This is a genomic window from Shewanella sp. GJ50-10 (assembly GCF_055808815.1).
The window spans coordinates 629,501-647,114 of the sequence record NZ_JBVVSS010000001.1 but is presented as its reverse complement, the minus strand read 5'-3'; the positions used below and the strand labels follow the sequence as shown (position 1 = coordinate 647,114).

Sequence of the window (17,614 nt, the reverse complement as noted above, 5' to 3'; positions counted from 1 at the left end):
ATCTACAATCGAAACCATTTAAATCGTATATTTTGTTTCGCCTTTGTTATCACAATGATAACCTGTCAAAAATAACAAAGATAAAGGGACTTCGATGAAAAAAGCGCTCAGTTTATCGCTCATCTTTTGCTTACTCGCCTCTGCAAACGTCAATGCCGATGATAATGATTCTTTAGTTGATGAAAGAATAAAAAGTGAAGTTGAAACCTCAGAGAAACGTTTTGTCATTACACCGCATAAAGTCAATTATATTTTGCCGTATACCTATAATGACTCGCCTAATTCAGATCCTTATGTTGACTTTAAAACCGGTAACGAAGGAGCTGATGAAGAAGTTGATAATGCTGAAGCAAAGTTTCAAATAAGTTTTAAGTTCCCTTTATGGCACAATGTATTTGGTGATAATGGTCATCTATTTTTCGCCTATACCAACCAATCCTATTGGCAGGTATATAACAAAGATATTTCCTCACCTTTTAGGGAAACTAATCACGAACCTGAAATTTTTATGTTGTTCAACAATGATTGGGAAGTCGCCGGTCTTAGAAACTCCTTTTGGGGATTTGGTGCAGTACATCAGTCAAATGGCAAGTCGGGTAGTCTATCACGCAGCTGGAATCGAATTTATGGCGAAATGATATTCGATCGTGGACCGTTTGCTTTAGGTTTTAAAGCTTGGTATCGCATACCAGAAGATGAGAAAGAAACACCGACATCGCCAGATGGAGACGATAACCCTGATATTGAAGACTACATGGGGAATTTTGAAATCAAAGCCGTATATGGCCTTGATGAACACCTATTTACGTTAACAGGTCGCAACAATTTGGACAGCCCCAATAAAGGCGCTTTGGAAGCCACATGGAGTTACCCTATCCTTGGGAACTTAAGAGTCTACGCCCAGTACTTTAATGGCTACGGCGAAAGCTTGATTGATTACAATCATCACAATCAACGTATTGGTATCGGGGTTTCAATCAACGATATTTTGTAAACTGACTCTTGAGTAGGCGCTAGAACCATAAATCATTACAGTTTTTAAGCAAAAAAAAGGTGAACTGCAAAGTTCACCTTTTTATTTAAACACTGTCAGATTAATTTGCCGTGCTATTCGCTTTTGTCGAAATAGAAATGCCTTTGGCAGTTACATCAAGCGTTAACTGCAAGCGCATATCGTAATCTTTAAGCATCGCTAATTCATCTGGTATTGGCTCGCCACTTTCTTCAATAAGCGTAAACACTGGTTTAAGTAGCTTTTGGTAGTCTAAAGCCATGCTAGTTAATCCGTTCGCTTCTAATGATTCAGTGGCTAACGTATCCGCTAACGCTTCACCTTTATCACCGCTGAAAATCACCAAGTGATTATCTTTCATAGCTATTTTTGCTGTTACACCCATTTCTGGTGGCAACATTAAGTAAGGTGTCACATCTATCGCATCACCATTTTTTTCTAACTGGATATTGGCTAATTGTGGAACAAAAGGTCGCACCATATTAAGTAGCATTTCAGGATCATCTGCAGATAAGCTAATAAGCGCATCTAAATGCTTAAAGCCAGGCTCACCATTTTCATCAGTTAATGAAAAATCAACAATGGTTGTACTGATACCCTTAACGCCATTAGCCATACCTGTCATCATGCCCAGCATTGCAGGGTTTTGTTCACTAATCCCGTATTGCATTTGCGCTAATGCTTCACATTGATAACTTGGTGTTTGTAAGTCTTTCCAAATTTCAGATAATGCAGGAGCTAGTTTCACCACATCTAAACCAAATGCCATAGAGGCAACATTGTCATTGATGTTTTGACTAAAACTTGGAATAAAGCCGCGCATCTTAGTTAATGCACCCAAAATAACTTGGTTATTTGACTCAATAACCACTTCAGCATCAAAGTTAGTTTCTTTTCTGTTGACGGAGAATGACTTAAGTCCCATCACAGTTCGTGGCCAATTTGCCGCGATTGCATTGAATTCAGCCTTACATTCAGGTGTTTTGAATTCAGCGAAAGGATCCTCATTAGAGCCTTCCATTTGAACTAACTTAGTCAATTGCTTAGCAAGCATATTACCGTCATCAGACGTCAAACCATTTACTAATTCCACATGGTTAACAAAGCTAATACTGTCTTTTAAGAAGCCATGGGTCGATACAATTTCATCGAGCATGCCTGATTCACTGATAGGGTTATCAACCTTAGTTAATCCCAATGCCGTTTCAAGCAGTTCTGGTTTATTAAATGAGGTATTGAGTGTAACCGTTAACCAACCGTCTTTTTGGGCAAACACCATATCGATAGATTCATCTTCATCGATAAGCGGATAAGCACGATACTCTTGACCTTTTACTGACTCAGCTTTGTGAACTAAGCCGCTTTCTTCTGAAGCTTTATCAAGTAATGCCCAAATCGCTTTTTCATCTTCAACTTGAATTTTAAATACTGGCAAAGCACCCAAAGTGTATGTGTAAGACTCAATGTTTGCAGGCAAACCAAATGTCTTTAAAAATACTTCAGGGTTTTCAAAGCTGATTAAATAGCTTTTATATAAACTCACAAAAAAGCGCTCTTGCTCGCTACCGTAAGGGCCCGCTTGTTCAATTTGCTCTAAAGATACCTTGCTGTTCACTCCCATTGGCTTAGAGTACAAATAATCTTCTATCGGAAATGGGGTTAATTGTCCTGAAAACAGTAAGGTATCAGCTGGGATATATTCAAGTATTTCGTTATCAGCAATAGTGCTACTGTCTTTGCCAGATAGAATATATGCACCTGCACCAACAGCAATAACTGCCGCAGCGATTGCGAGTTTTTTCATTTTTTATAGCTCCATAAATCACATGTAGATTAAAACAAGTCACTCTTCCCTGAGAGTTATTGGATTAAATATTAGCTTTGATCAACGCATTCGATTAAGAACACATCAATTTTAATAAGTGTCGCAATAACTTAGCATTTTTTTATTAGCGGATCATATAAAAAGCACAATATGATAGTTATTTATAAGGCGTTATTCAGCTGTGGTTAAGATGAAAGTCAATGCAAGCTAACATCGAAAGTAACTAACATTGAAAGTAACTTGGTGGGAAATCAAACTTGGTTAGACTTGAAAGAAGGAAAGGCAACAGAATAAGGAGGTAACTTCTCGGTTGGTCACCGAAAGTAACCAACCGAGAAGTTCAAAGGATTATGCTCACGCTAGCAAGCCAATCACAAGGACGCTCGATTGAACGAGCAAGGCTTTTGGAGGTACTTGGCTTGCAATCACAAACCTAAAGTGTCGACAAAAACCATCTACGGGAACCTCTTAATCTAGACTATAAAATTAACTTGTGCATAATTTTGTGGATAAAATGTTCATTAAAAATCTTCTAGAGCAAAATATCAGTCATTAGTCTTAATGGAGTATCAATATACCCCAAACTTTTAGATTGATGTTCAACATAAACAAAACTTAACTCATCTTCATAATACGCTTTCACTGATTCAAAATATCAACTTCGAGTGGCGGTTATATACTTCTTAAGCAAAGGCTTTTAAAGGTTCATAAACCTTGTTTGAACAGCGCGAGCTATCTATTTATACCGTTTGTTAGTTTGGTTAATTTGAGCAAAAAAATATCAGCCAACAGGCTGATATTTAATAGTTGACATATTATGTCTAATACTGACTAAATCTCATAATGCAAACCACATTCTCGCTTTAAGCCATTAAAACGGGTTTCTTCTTCTGTCATTCCAAGCTCTAAAGGTTTACTAGAATGGGTATCACCAACAGAGACATAACCTTGATCCCACAGAGGGTGATAAGGTAAATCGTTTTCTGTCAGGTATTGGTGTACGTCTTTATTACTCCACTCAATAATAGGTAGTAATTTAAATCGCTCACCGTGTATCGCTAAAATAGGTAAGGCTTCACGCGTGCTGGCTTGACTGCGACGTAAGCCCGCAAACCAAGTGCCGACATTCAATTCAGCAAGCGCTCGTTGCATAGGCTCTACTTTATTAATACGATTATACCTTTCTAACCCATCAAGCCCTTGCTCCCAAAGTTTACCAAAGCTAGCTTGTTGCCAGGCTGATGATTTGGCGGCTTTAAAAACCTGAAGGTTTAAATCAAGTCGTTCAGTTAACTGATCAATAAACTGATAGGTTTCAGGAAACAAATAACCTGTATCGGTCAAAATCACCGGTATATCTGATTGCGCTTGACTCACTAAATGCAGCATAACAGCAGCCTGAATACCAAAACTTGAAGATAGTGCATGCTCGCCAGGTAAATAAGCCAGACCCCACGCTACCCTTTCTTGTGCGGTTAATCCCGACAAAAATTGGTTTACTTGTTCTAGCACAATACTTTGCTCTGATTTAGGAGCGGTTAACAATGCTAATAATTCGTTTTGATTAATCATAATCTTACCCTCGATGGCAAAGCGCTTGTTAACAGCGTTCTAACCATGAAAATCTACAGCGGCATCATTCACTGCTTTAACAATGCCATGACGCACAGTGAAGTTACCAAAAGTCTCACCCGCATCACGTTCTTGTACGTACAAACCAAACAAGTTATCTAATTCAGCAAGAATTTCAGCTTCTTGAATATTTTCTTTGTACATTTTATTTAAACGTGTGCCTTCGAAGCTCGCGCCTAAATACAAGTTGTAACGCCCAGGCGCTTTACCTACCAAGCCGATTTCCGCGGCAAATGGTCTAGCACAGCCATTTGGGCAACCTGTCATGCGAACCACTATCGCTTGCTCGCTAATACCATGCTTAGTTTGTAGTGCATCAATGTGATCAATAAACTCTGGGAAGTAACGCTCAGCTTCAGCCATCGCCAATGGACACGTAGGCAGAGCAACACAGGCAATTGAGTGACCACGTGTCTGGCTGATTAGCTTGCCAAAGAATCCATGCTGACGAGCAAGATCTTCAATTGCCGCTTTATCTTCTTCTGCCACACCTGCAATAATCATATTTTGATTAGAGGTCATTCTGAAATCGCCTTTATGAATTTTGGCTATTTCACGAAGACCGGTTTGCAATGTTTGGCCTTGTTCATCTTTAATACGACCACTTTCAATAAATAACGTTAGGTGCCAGTTATTATCGACACCTTTTACCCAACCATATCGGTCGCCGCGGTCGCCAATAACAGCGTCACGTTTGGGCTCGAAATTAACCCCAGCGCGTTTCTCAACTTCAGCCTTAAATTCAGCAACACCGTGGTCAACAATGGTGTACTTCAAGCGCGAACGTTTACGATTAACTCGGTTACCCCAATCACGTTGCACTGTCATCACAGCTTCAGCAAACTTGATCACATCAGCAGTTTTGATAAAGCCAAAGTCATCAGCTAAACGTGGAAAAGTTTCAACTTCACCATGAGTAGACCCCATGCCTCCGCCAGCAACCAAGTTAAAACCAATAAGCTCGCCAGCCTCTTCAATCGCTACAAAACCCAAGTCATTGGTATAAACATCAACGTCATTATCCGGTGGTACAGCTACCGCCATCTTAAACTTACGTGGCAAGTAAGTTTTGCCATATACAGGTTCGTTCGTTTCAGTATCTAATAGCTTTTCTTCATCTAACCAAATCTCCGCATAGGCACGAGTATGTGGCAATAAATGATCTGATAACTCTTTTGCCACCGCATACGCTTGCTGATGTAATTTAGACTCAACAGGGTTTGGATTACACATCACGTTACGGTTAACGTCACCACATGCTGCAATCGAATCAAGTGCAGCTCTATCTAAACCTTGAATCAAGGTTTTAAGATTACGTTTTGGAATACCATGGTATTGGAACGTTTGACGAGTGGTTAAACGAATACTATTCGACGTAGTTAATGTTGAAGAAATCTTATCAACATCAAGCCATTGTTCAGGAGAACAAATACCACCAGGAACACGAGCACGAAGCATAAAGCTATATAGAGGCTCTAATTTTTGCTCTTTACGTTCATTACGTAAGTCACGATCGTCTTGCTGGTAAAAACCATGGAATTTGATCAATTGCTGATCGCCATCGCTAAACGAACCTGTAACTTGGGTATCTAACCCTTCTTTAATCGAGCCGCGCAGATAATCACTGTCGGTTTTTAAATATTCGTTTACGGCTAACTTTTGCTCACTCATCATGTGGCCTCTTTAATACTTGCTGCGCTGGTTGCTCAAATTGACCAACGAAGCTTTATTCTTATTGTCGCAATGAAGGCTGCGATTCTTTATGTCTAGTAATTTAGTAAACGTCTTTTTGGTAACGTTTAGCACTGCGTAGGTCTTCTAAATAGCTCTCTGCCCCAGCCTCATCTAGTCCGCCAAACTCAATTGCAACATTGATAAGTGCTTGGTGAACATCTTTCGCCATACGATCTGCATCGCCACAAATATAAAAATGAGCACCGCTTTGTAGCCACTTCCAGATTGACTCACCTTGTTCAGCAATGCGATGTTGGACATACACTTTATGTTCTTGGTCACGTGAGAAAGCCACATCTAAACGAGATAAATCACCTGATTTAAGGTATTGCTGCCACTCAACTTGATATAAAAAATCTTGCTCAAAATGTGGGTTGCCGAAGAATAACCAGCTATCACTATTCACACCATCAGCAGCGCGTTGCTGCATGAACGCTCTAAATGGAGCAACGCCTGTACCTGGACCAACCATAATGACCGGCGTGTCATTATTTTCAGGTAAACGGAAGTGCTTATTAGGTTCAACATACACCTTAACTAATTGGCCTTCTTCAGCGGATGCTAAGAAATGTGAAGCACCGCCAAAGCGTGCTTGACCTGCTCGTTCATCTTCAACGAGTGCAACAGTTAAATGCACTTCGTTTTCAACTTCAGCTTGGCTTGATGCAATTGAATATAAACGTGGTGTGAGTGGTCTCAGTAACTCAACTAATTTAGCTGCATCAATTACAACAGGATATAAAGTAATTAAGTCAGCTAATTGGTGACCTAAAACAAATTGGCGAGTTTGCTCCTTATCTGCAGCAATAGCTGTTAGTTCTTTATTACCTGCAAGCTCTGCCCATGTAGTTACAAGACCTGGATAAAGTTGAGTCAGTTCTTTCTTCTCAGTTAATGCTTGCTCAAGAGTCAGTGTTTGCTTACTCACAATGACTTCTGATGCTGCATCAAGTGATAGTCCGTTGATGACCTCTTTCACTAATGCATCATTGTTAGTAAACCAAATGCCTAATGCATCACCGACTTGATAACTTATTCCAGATTCACCTAAATCGATTTCCACATGGCGAACATCCCGATCTGAATCTCGACCTGTTAGCTTTTGGCTCAGTAAAATTTCAGCTTCAAATGGTTGTTGTTTAGTAAACTCGCTTTCAGTCACTGACTTTGCACTGTCTATTGAAACAACGCTTGCACCACTTGCCTGAATTAACGGCTCAACGACTTCAAGTACTTGTTGCTGCCACTGTTCAGCAGCTTCTTCATAATCCACGTCACATTCAGCAATCGGTAATAATTCTTTCGCACCAAGCGCTGTTAAACGTTCGCTAAAGTCTTTACCTGTCTGACAGAAAAACTCGTAACTGGTATCGCCAAGTGCCAATACAGAGAAATTAAGTTGCTCAAGCTTAGGGGCACGTTTTGAAGCAAGGAACTTATGTAATTCAATAGCATCGTCTGGCGCTTCACCTTCACCGTGGGTACTAACCACCGCGATTAATATTGTTTCTTGCTTTAACTGGCGCACATTGTAATCGGCCATCGATGCCAAATTGACAGTAAAACCTTTGGCTGTTGCTTGCGCAGCTAGGTCTTTAGCGATGGCTTTACCGTTACCAGTTTGGCTACCAAATAAAATCGTTACTGTTTGTGCTGCAGCTGTTTCTGGCGCAGCCGCAACTTGGCCTTGATTTGAGGTCGCAGCTAAATAGCCACTAACCCAAGCTAATTGAGTAGCAGATAACTCTGAAGTGAGCTGTTTTAGCTTATCGACTTGTCCTTGAGACAATGGCGAAGCGAATGAAGAAAGTTCTTTTAACAACATTAGATGGCCTTATAACAGTTTAATGTCATCAGATTACTCCTAATGCTTAAAACCAAAAAATAATAAAAATTGCTTTTTTATTCCATTAAGGAATATGCAAAGGTGATTTTTTAAGCTACAAAAGTGTGGTGTAGCGCAAACTTTTAGGTAAGACCACGACAAAAATGCGGTTTTATGCATTCTTTACTTGTTTCATATCTAGGAATTGCCAGAATGATGCACTTTAAAAAATTGGTACTAAAGTTGTCTGTTAAAGTAAACGTCAGCAATGGCAACTTTTCGACTTGTGAAGTACTTAAACGACCCGACCCTTCCCTACATATAACTAAGAGGTTGTCCTTTTGAAATTAGGTCTACCGAAAGAGAGTCACTCAGGTGAGCAACGCGTTGCGCTAATCCCTGCGAATGTGACCATTTTAATGAAAAAACAGCTACAAGTGATCGTAGAATCAGGCGCTGGATTACAAGCAGGTTTCACCGATGACGATTACGTCAAGGTTGGAGCCACTATAGCTTCTTCTCGTGAAGCTCTACTCACTGAAGCCGATATCATTACAGTGGTAAACTGTAAGGGTGAACAATTTGATGAAATTCAAGCTATTTTGAAGCCACATCAATTGGTTATAGGGATGATGGATCCATTAGTTAATCCTCAAAATGCCCAGGCAATCGCCAAAACAGGTGGCAGTGCAATCGCGCTTGAATTAATCCCGCGTATTACACGTGCTCAAAGCATGGATGTGTTGTCTTCAATGGCAACTATTTCAGGCTACAAAGCCGTGTTACTTGCAGCCCATAAAGCGCCGCGTTTATTCCCAATGATGATGACAGCAGCTGGTACATTAAAACCAACCCGCGCATTTATTATGGGTGTAGGTGTTGCAGGTCTTCAGGCTTGTGCAACCGCTAAACGCTTAGGGGCAGTAGTCGAAGCATACGACATCCGCCCTGCAGCCCGTGAGCAAATCATTTCAGTGGGGGCAAAACCTGTTGAGCTTGATATTGAAGCGGAAAACACTGAAACAAAAGGTGGTTACGCTACCGAGCAAAGTGATGACTTTTTAAAACGTCAGCAACAAGCTATGGCTAACGTACTTGCGCAACAAGATATCGTTATTACGACCGCTGCTATTCCAGGTCGTAAAGCCCCTGTGCTTATCACCAAAGAAATGGTTGATGGCATGAAAAGCGGTACCATCATTGTTGATTTAGCCGCTGAAAGTGGCGGTAACTGTGAGTTAACTCAAGTTGATGAAATCATCATGCATAATGGCGTCATGATTTTAGGTCCTTCCAATGTACCAAGCACAGCAGCAAATCATGCTAGCCAAATGTACGGTAAAAATGTTGAGAACTTACTTAACTTGCTTATCAATAAAGAAGGCGAGCTAGTCCTAGATTTTGAAGATGAAATTGTACGCGATACTGTCGTTGCTCATGGCAATGACGTCAGCAGTGCACGTCTTCGTGACTTACTGGGTTTAGCCCCTATAGCACCACCTGAAGCCCCATCAGAGGAGACAACCTAATGGATATGACCCTGTTATTATTACTAACACTGTTTGTGGTTGCTGTATTTTTAGGTGTTGAACTTATTACTAAAGTACCGCCTACACTCCATACGCCATTGATGTCTGGATCAAATGCGATTTCAGGTATTTCACTGGTTGGCGCATTACTATCTGCAGGTTCTGGCGCAGGTATCATGGTCAATGTACTTGGCTTTATTGCTGTTGTATTAGCCACCATTAATGTGGTGGGCGGTTACATGGTAACTAACCGCATGCTAGCCATGTTCAAAAGGAAATAGACTCAATGACAACATTTATTTATTTAGCTTACCTTGTTGCCGCAGTCTTATTTATTCTTGGTATTAAAGGGCTAACCAAACCGCGTACAGCAGTTCGTGGTAATCAACTATCGGCAATGGGTATGTTCATTGCGGTAGTCGTCACCTTATTTGATCAAAGCATTCTAAGTTATGAATGGATCATCGCTGGTGTATTACTCGGTGGCACAATTGGTGCGGTTATGGCGACTAAAATTAAAGTCACCGATATGCCGCAAATGGTCGCCCTGCTGAATGGTTTTGGTGGCGGTGCTTCACTTGCAATTGCAGCAGCAAGCTTTCTTGACCCTGCCGCTGCAACCAATACTGTTGCGCTAATTTCTATTGGTGCGACCATCATTATTGGTTCAGTGACCTTGTCTGGCTCGTTTGTGGCTTTCGCTAAATTGCAGGAACTTATTTCGGGTAATCCGATTAAAGTCCCAGGTAATAAGCCATTAAATGCCATATTGCTTATTAGTGCGATCGCACTCGCTATCGCAATTGTAATGGACCCAACCAACACTAACTTAATGTATGCATTAGTTGCAGTAGCTGTCGTATTAGGTGTGTTATTAGTTGTGCCGATTGGCGGCGCTGATATGCCAGTAGTTATTGCGTTACTTAACTCATACTCAGGTATTGCAGCTGCGACAACGGGTTTCATCACAGGTAACACAGTCCTGATTGTTTCAGGCTCTTTGGTTGGCGCATCAGGTATTATCTTGACGCAAATCATGTGTAAAGCGATGAACCGCTCACTGTTCAATGTCTTGTTCGGTGTGATGGCAGAAGGCGGCGAGAAGGTTGATGCTGATGAAGTTTACGCTGGTAAAGTGAAATCAACATCACCAGATGAAATCGCCATGATGCTTGAAACAGCAGAGCGCGTTGTTATCGTACCTGGTTATGGTTTAGCTATGGCGCAAGCACAACACGCTGTTCGTGAACTAGCCAATGTTTTACAAGCCCGTGGCACAGATGTTAAGTATGCTATTCACCCTGTTGCTGGTCGTATGCCAGGTCACATGAATGTGCTACTTGCTGAAGCAGAAGTGCCATATGATCAGTTAATCGAAATGGACGAAATCAATCCACAATTCGAACAAACTGACGTGGCTATTGTCATTGGTGCTAACGATGTCACCAACCCTATGGCCCGTGAAGATAAAGGCAGTCCAATTTATGGCATGCCTATTCTTAACGTCGATAAAGCCAGAACAGTGGTAGTGATTAAGCGCTCGTTGAGCCCAGGTTTTGCTGGTTTGCCTAACCCACTATTTGCTATGGATAACGCACTAATGTTATTTGGCGATGGTAAAAAAGGCATAGTTGAACTGACTCAAAGCTTGAAAGAAGCTGAGTAATAGTAAATTAATACTCAGCTAAGTATTAATTAGACAAAAATAAAGGCCGCTATGCGGCCTTTATTTTTACTCACAACCTAGAGGCTGGTTATCTTTTCAGCAAAAGTAAGCTGAAAAGTTTTCATGTACCAAGACTAGCTAGTGTTAAATTTTTATCTAGAAGCTATTTACGCTTCTTAGTTTTAAACAATTCAATCAAACTCATCAAACACAAAGCCCCCACAATGATATTGAGGGCTATTAGTACCGCTACAGTCATTACTTCAACTCATTTTCCAGGAAAGCAGCCAATGACTTGTAGAGATGATTTCTTACCTTCTCGCCGCGCATTGAATGTTTCGAACCAGGATAATCCATCATCTGAAATAACTTACCTTCATCCTGCAAAGCTTTGTAGACTCGAGTACTGTTCTCAAAAAGTACATTGTCGTCTGCCATGCCGTGATACATCATCAATCCAGATTGATAATTTTTCACATAAGGTAAAACACTACTCGCATCATACCCTGATTTATTTTTCTCAGGGTGACCCATGTAGCGTTCTGTGTAATGCGTATCATATAAACGCCAATCGGTAACCGGTGCTCCTGATATCGCAGCTTTAAAGTAGTCAGGCGCTTTAAATTGAGTCATCAACGCCATATAGCCACCGTAACTGTGACCATAAATACCGATATTATCGCCGTCAACATAAGGCAAGCTACGTAAATAATCCACGCCGACTTTTTGATCGTTAACTTCTGCATCGCCCATATTTTGGTAAATTACATACTCAAAATCGGTACCTCGATGAGCAGAGCCACGGTTGTCTAGCTGAAATACTGCAAAGCCTTGCTGCAACAAATACTGAGTGAAATAGTCTGCTTCGCTCCAGCTATTAACCACTAATTGAGCATGCGGCCCGCCATAAACGCGAACCACGACAGGATACTTTTTACTGCTATCAAATGGCACAGGCTTAAATAAGCGATACTGCAGTGCCTGGCCATCTTCAGCTTTAAGCTGACCAAATTCAGGCATTTGCCACAAACCAGCAAAATCATATAGAGGATGGTTTTTAGTGACTTCGTTTTGTTCAACCCAAGCTAATTGTTTACCTGTTTCATCATGTAAACTCACCTGTGGTGGCTGACTTAAGCTATTAAAGTAATCTAAGTACACGGGCTTATTGTCTGCAAACACTGCTGAATGCATGCCACTACGAGATGATATTTTCTCTATCTTGCCACCAGCTAACGGCACTCGGTATAAATGACGCTCAACCACCCTATCTTTACGGCCAGTAAAGTAAACCCAACCGGCTTTTTCATCTACCAGTTCTAGCGCATCCACCACCCAGTCACCTTGGGTTAATTGTTTAAGTATCTTGCCGTTTAAATCGAACAAATATAGGTGGTTAAAACCATCGCGCTCAGATGCCCAAATAAAGGACGTTTGCTGCTTTAAAAACTGCAAGTCATCATTTAAATTTATCCACGCTTTGCTGCGCTCGGCGACAATCGTTTCAGCCTTGCCACTATCACTCACATCAGCAATGCGCAAATCGAGTGATTGTTGGTCGCGACTCTGCCATTGGAATGACAGATGCTTACTATCAGGTAACCATTTCACTCTTGGCAGGTAAATGTCTTTCTCTTTGCCTAAATCAATCCAAGAAACAGATTGTTTGTTATTGCCCTTTGCAAGCTTGATTACACCCAGCTCAATCTCGACATTGGTTTTGCCAGCATAAGGGTAGCGTTGTTCAGTGAGCTTAATTCCGTCGGCATAAATCTCATTACGAGTCACCAGCTCAACACCTGACTCATCAATACGATTAAAAGCGATTGATGATTCATCTGGCGACCACCAGTAACCTGTCATGCGACCCATTTCCTCTTGGGCAACAAATTCAGCCATGCCATTTTTAATTGGCCCTTTACCGTCAAAGGTCAATTGCGTCAGTGTCGATGAGTCTAGCGCTAATACATAAATGTTTTGCTCACGAACAAATGAAACAAAGTTGCCTTTTGGCGATAAACGCGCATCAGTGACAAAACCTTCGCCAGTATCTAGCTCAATCGTTTTATTATCCGTAAGCGTAAAATAATACAGTTTGCCAGCGGCAGGGATTAATAACGCTTGGCTGTTTTCAGCCCAAAAGTATTCCATGATCCCTTGACCATAAATACGCTGTCGCTCTCGACGCGCTTTCTCTTCGTCTGACAATTCACCCGATGCTAAATCATCAGCATTTAACAGCATGCTGCGTTTTGATGTTTTGATATCCATTTGCCACAAATCGTAAAAATGCTGATTATCTTCACGGCTAGCAAGATAGGTCACAAGGCGACCGTCTGGCGATAACTTAAGGCCGCGAGGACTCGCACCAGCCAGGGCTGGAGAGGCATGAATACGTTCAATTGTCAGTGGTGTTGAATTACCAGTCATTTTCATTGTGGTGGCCATAACGTGAGGTGAAATAAGTGAGCTAGCAAATACTAGCGGAATCGCTGACACCAATGAAAGCGTCGCTGATTTCCAATTATTAATCATTGTTATTCCTTGTAGTAAGCCGTGGCAACCTGTGTTGTTTTAGTTATTTAATTAACCTGATGCCTACGAGAAACCTTAATTTCGCCTGAGTTTATAACAAATCAGTCCGAAGTCATATAAAGTGCAGCTTTTTCACGCTGTAATGAAAGCCGATCTAAGGTATTATCTGTGCCAATAAATTAGAACATTAACCACTGGTTACCGACCTTAACCTCTATTGTCTTAGGAACAAGCATGCAAACTTTGACACAAACCCTTACAAAACAGGCTGTATCAGCTTCACTTTCTCAACTGATTTTAAGTTTGGCTGATTGCTCAAAAGAAATCAGCCAAGCAGTTCGCCATGGCGCTTTAGCAGGTGTTTTGGGCGCAACAGAACAAGAAAATGTCCAAGGTGAAACCCAAAAGAAGCTCGACGTTATCACTAACGACATGCTTAAAGATGCGCTTAAAGCCGAAGGTAATGTACGTGGGTTAGCGTCTGAAGAAGAAGACTATGTTGTTGAAGTTAATAAGCAAGGTGAATACCTAGTTTGTTTTGACCCACTAGATGGCTCATCAAACATTGATATTAACTCGTTAGTCGGCACTATTTTCTCAGTATTGCCTGCACAAGATGGTGAGTTTACTGAAAGCAGCTTTTTACAAAATGGCCGCAAACAAGTTGCCGCAGGTTATGTGCTTTACGGTCCGTCAACCATGATGGCGCTAACAACTGGTCAAGGTACTCAGCTATACACGTTAGATCCAGATACTAATGACTTTTTGCTAACCGATGAAGCCGTTAGCATCAGTAAAGACACTGCTGAATTTGCTATTAATATGTCAAACCAACGCTTCTGGGAAGCGCCGATGCAAACTTACATTAGCGACTTATTGCTAGGTAAAATCGGCACTCGTGAAAAGTCATTCAACATGCGTTGGATTGCGGCAATGGTGGGCGATGTTCATCGCGTATTATGTCGTGGCGGTATCTTTATGTACCCTACTGATAACAAGAACCCTGAGAAGCCATACAAGCTGCGTTTAATGTATGAAGCTAATCCAATGGCATTATTAGTAGAACAAGCCGGTGGTAAGGCATCTACTGGCTATGGGGATATTTTAGATATTGAACCTGAAGCCATCCACCAGCGTGTAGCTGTTATCTTAGGTAGTGCTAACGAAGTTGATACTTGCTTAAGCTATCACGGCCTTGATTACAGCAATGAGCCTAATATAGATTAAGCTATAGCTCGCAATTCATATTCTACAAAAAGCCAGTAAATTAAATTACTGGCTTTTTTACTTGTTAAAAATGTATCACTTTGCAACTTAGTAACGATTTCTTCCTATAGCGCCTTCAAATACTCATAATCAAACGTTAAGATCTAAAAAGGTTAATTAATAATCGATAAAACCAATTACAGCTATATTATTTTAAAGACAAGGCCGTCAGAATATGGATTTTTCTTCACCTAAAAAGCGCATTAACCTACTATTCAATACTGTTTATTTTTATTTGGTTTCGAATCTTTTATTCTATATATACAGCTCTTTTACTCTGGCTCCAGAATATACCCAAACATTCGAATACATAATGAAATCAGATCTATTTAGACATATTTTACCCTTAATGGCTTTGCTACCTATTAATATAGCCATCAATGCCCTATTAGATGATTTAGCCAAAATAAAAGACAAGCTCGAAATTAAAGATTAATTATTGCCAATTATTTATTGCCAGCTAAAGTCAGCATATTCAGGAAACAACAATTTGGCATCAGGATTATCGGTAAGCTCAGATTTAAGTCTAAAAATATCTTGTTGAAGTTGAACTCGAAACTTCCAAACTTCGGTCGCAACCTGTTGAAGCTGCTTAGAGTCAGTTGCTGTACCATTTCTCACCGCGGCCCATATTGGACGTAGATAATCAAAACCCTGCTTTAAATGGGCCACATTATCATCAATGAAGTCATCTAGTTGCGGTGATGTCGGTAATGATTCAACAGGCTGAGTGCCAATGGTTGAGAAAAAGTCGATATATTCATCTAACGGAACGCTGTCTGCACTTTGCCATTTTGATAGATTTGCTTCATTAAGCAACTGCCCCGTTTTCGGTTCAATAACCATCACAGTAGGCGTGCCGAAGTAAGCGGGATAACCATACTTTTGCGCTAAGCTATGCATATCGTCAAAATATGCCACATCGACGAATACGGTTTCAAAGCGTGAGATTAAAATAGGCTGCATTGTTTGGTCTGAAAAGTTACCCGCTAAACCTCTGCTGTCATGGCACCACTGTGCCCCCATCACTACCAGCAGTAATTTTCCTTGCTCTACAGCCTTTGACTGAGCCAACTCAACTCTTTGCAGGTCATTATCATGGGCGATAAAAGTGTATTGCGGTAACACTTCAGCGTGGTGTTCTGTTGACTGACAGCCCATCAATAACATCAATGGCACTAATAATATTCCAATTGCTAATCTCACTTAACGCTCCCTTTTGGCCAGTGATACAGATTTACTTTATCAGCATATACAAAAAAGGCCTGCTAATGCAGACCTCTTTTTAATTAACCAATAATCTAACTATGCTTACGCTTTTTCAGCGTCTAATTGATGCGGCTTTTCAGTTTGATCAACGATGGTTAATACCGCGGTATCACCTACGACATTACAAGAGGTCAGTACCATATCAATAATACGGTCAAGGGCAGCAACAATCGCAAAGGCTTCAACAGGTAAACCCATTTGGTGAATAAGCACACCAATCATTACCATCCCGCCACCTGGAACGCCACCAGCGCCAACTGATAATAAGAACACACTGAACAATAATGCAGGGATTTGTTCGCCACTGATTGGCATACCAAAAGCATTCGCCACAAAGAAAATAGCGATGGTAATGTAAATTGATACGCCACCCATATTCATGGTTGCACCAAGCGGAACACCAAAACCTGCTACCGCGCGATTAACGCCTAACTTATCGGTTAAAGTTCGCATAGTGACTGGAATCGTCGCGTTCGAGCTGGCCGTTGAAAGCGAAAATAAGATTTGCTCACGGGTTTTCTCTCGGAACTGCTTGGCAGTCACTTGAGTAAAGAAGCTAACTGCGTATGGGTAAACCACAAAAATCCACACTAATAACAAACCAAGGATCAGCAGCAGATACTGCACAACACTAAAGAAGATTGCAGGCTCTAAAGTGGCACCTAATTTAAACATCAGGGCAAAAACACCGATTGGCGCAAGACTCATGACCACTGTAATTAGGCGCATCATAATCACGTTAGCAGTTTGAAAACCTTTAACAGCTCCCTTAGCCACTTCGCCTAATGACTTAATCACACCACCAAGTAGTAGCGCCATGAAAATCACTTGCAGCATGTTGCCTGAAGTAAATGCAGAGAATGGATTATTCGGTACAATATCAACAATCAAAGTCATTAAGTTAGGCAGTTCAGTCGCTGTAATCGCAACATCAACATTACTAGACATGTCGACGCCTTTACCTGGTTGAATCAACATCGCAACGGCGAATGCGGCAGTCATAGCCACTAACGTGTTGATAATGTAAAAGCTGAATGTTTTTCCGCCCAAACGACCAAAGCTTTTTAAATCTTGAAGTTCGCACACACCACAAACAATACTGACAAATACTAATGGCACCACCAGCATCATGATCATATTGACGAACATTTTGCCTATGCCGGAAGCTGCTTCAACCAAAGTGCCCGAAAAGAACGCCACGTCATTTAGCGCAAATTGAACAATGCTACCCAGTAGCACCCCTAAGAATAACCCGATAAAAATTCGAGTTGATAATGATTTAGTCATGATTGTTGTATTCCTAGTTCAAGCCGACTTCAGA

Annotated in this window: 13 protein-coding genes; 6 read left to right on the top strand and 7 right to left on the bottom strand. The window is 41.1% G+C overall.

Annotated elements, in window-relative coordinates:
• Positions 1 to 94 precede the first annotated feature (94 nt).
• On the top strand, positions 95 to 994 hold the full coding sequence (locus AC0L4E_RS02580; RefSeq protein WP_473677871.1) for a phospholipase A: 900 nt from the start codon (positions 95 to 97) through the stop codon (positions 992 to 994).
• Between the two features lie 100 nt (positions 995 to 1,094).
• Here AC0L4E_RS02580 and AC0L4E_RS02575 read toward each other — a convergent pair whose 3' ends face one another.
• The 4 genes from AC0L4E_RS02575 to AC0L4E_RS02560 all read right to left on the bottom strand — a co-directional run bounded on the left by AC0L4E_RS02575 (position 1,095) and on the right by AC0L4E_RS02560 (position 8,028).
• Positions 1,095 to 2,816, bottom strand: a complete 1,722-nt coding sequence (locus tag AC0L4E_RS02575; protein ID WP_473677870.1) for a hypothetical protein — start codon at positions 2,814 to 2,816, stop codon at positions 1,095 to 1,097.
• A gap of 852 nt (positions 2,817 to 3,668) precedes the next feature.
• Positions 3,669 to 4,409 (bottom strand): phosphoadenylyl-sulfate reductase, encoded by a 741-nt coding sequence (locus tag AC0L4E_RS02570; RefSeq protein WP_473677869.1) that lies wholly within the window; start codon positions 4,407 to 4,409, stop codon positions 3,669 to 3,671.
• Positions 4,410 to 4,448: 39 nt separating this feature from the next.
• Positions 4,449 to 6,140 (bottom strand): assimilatory sulfite reductase (NADPH) hemoprotein subunit, encoded by a 1,692-nt coding sequence (gene cysI, locus AC0L4E_RS02565; RefSeq protein WP_473681474.1) that lies wholly within the window; start codon positions 6,138 to 6,140, stop codon positions 4,449 to 4,451.
• Positions 6,141 to 6,243: 103 nt separating this feature from the next.
• A complete protein-coding gene (locus AC0L4E_RS02560) occupies positions 6,244 to 8,028 on the bottom strand; it encodes an assimilatory sulfite reductase (NADPH) flavoprotein subunit (RefSeq protein ID WP_473677868.1) in 1,785 nt (594 codons plus the stop codon).
• 341 nt (positions 8,029 to 8,369) lie between these two features.
• On the opposite strand from AC0L4E_RS02560, the gene AC0L4E_RS02555 reads away from it, so the two are divergent.
• Genes AC0L4E_RS02555 through AC0L4E_RS02545 form a run of 3 tightly spaced genes read left to right on the top strand, consistent with a single transcriptional unit; the run spans position 8,370 to position 11,223 of the window.
• Positions 8,370 to 9,557, top strand: coding sequence for a Re/Si-specific NAD(P)(+) transhydrogenase subunit alpha (locus AC0L4E_RS02555; RefSeq protein WP_473677867.1), 1,188 nt, complete (start codon positions 8,370 to 8,372; stop codon positions 9,555 to 9,557).
• A 5-nt stretch (positions 9,558 to 9,562) separates the two neighbouring features.
• Positions 9,563 to 9,838, top strand: a complete 276-nt coding sequence (locus AC0L4E_RS02550; RefSeq protein ID WP_055025191.1) for an NAD(P) transhydrogenase subunit alpha part 2 — start codon at positions 9,563 to 9,565, stop codon at positions 9,836 to 9,838.
• A 5-nt stretch (positions 9,839 to 9,843) separates the two neighbouring features.
• Positions 9,844 to 11,223 (top strand): NAD(P)(+) transhydrogenase (Re/Si-specific) subunit beta, encoded by a 1,380-nt coding sequence (locus AC0L4E_RS02545; RefSeq protein WP_473677866.1) that lies wholly within the window; start codon positions 9,844 to 9,846, stop codon positions 11,221 to 11,223.
• Between the two features lie 258 nt (positions 11,224 to 11,481).
• On the opposite strand, the gene AC0L4E_RS02540 is transcribed toward AC0L4E_RS02545, so the two are convergent.
• The gene (locus AC0L4E_RS02540; protein ID WP_473677865.1) at positions 11,482 to 13,758 is read right to left on the bottom strand and encodes a S9 family peptidase; all 2,277 of its coding nucleotides are present in this window, start codon (positions 13,756 to 13,758) and stop codon (positions 11,482 to 11,484) included.
• A gap of 234 nt (positions 13,759 to 13,992) precedes the next feature.
• Between AC0L4E_RS02540 and AC0L4E_RS02535 the strand changes: the two genes are divergently transcribed.
• Both AC0L4E_RS02535 and AC0L4E_RS02530 read left to right on the top strand, forming a co-directional pair.
• Positions 13,993 to 14,985, top strand: coding sequence for a class 1 fructose-bisphosphatase (locus AC0L4E_RS02535; protein WP_473677864.1), 993 nt, complete (start codon positions 13,993 to 13,995; stop codon positions 14,983 to 14,985).
• A gap of 352 nt (positions 14,986 to 15,337) precedes the next feature.
• Complete coding sequence (locus AC0L4E_RS02530; protein WP_473677863.1) at positions 15,338 to 15,460, top strand: hypothetical protein; 123 nt, start codon at positions 15,338 to 15,340, stop codon at positions 15,458 to 15,460.
• Positions 15,461 to 15,474: 14 nt separating this feature from the next.
• Here the strand turns inward: AC0L4E_RS02530 and AC0L4E_RS02525 are convergent, their stop codons facing one another.
• Together AC0L4E_RS02525 and AC0L4E_RS02520 are read right to left on the bottom strand one after the other, a co-directional pair.
• A complete protein-coding gene (locus AC0L4E_RS02525) occupies positions 15,475 to 16,230 on the bottom strand; it encodes a thioredoxin family protein (protein ID WP_473677862.1) in 756 nt (251 codons plus the stop codon).
• A gap of 105 nt (positions 16,231 to 16,335) precedes the next feature.
• Complete coding sequence (locus tag AC0L4E_RS02520; RefSeq protein WP_473677861.1) at positions 16,336 to 17,580, bottom strand: dicarboxylate/amino acid:cation symporter; 1,245 nt, start codon at positions 17,578 to 17,580, stop codon at positions 16,336 to 16,338.
• Between the last annotated feature and the right edge of the window lie 34 nt (positions 17,581 to 17,614).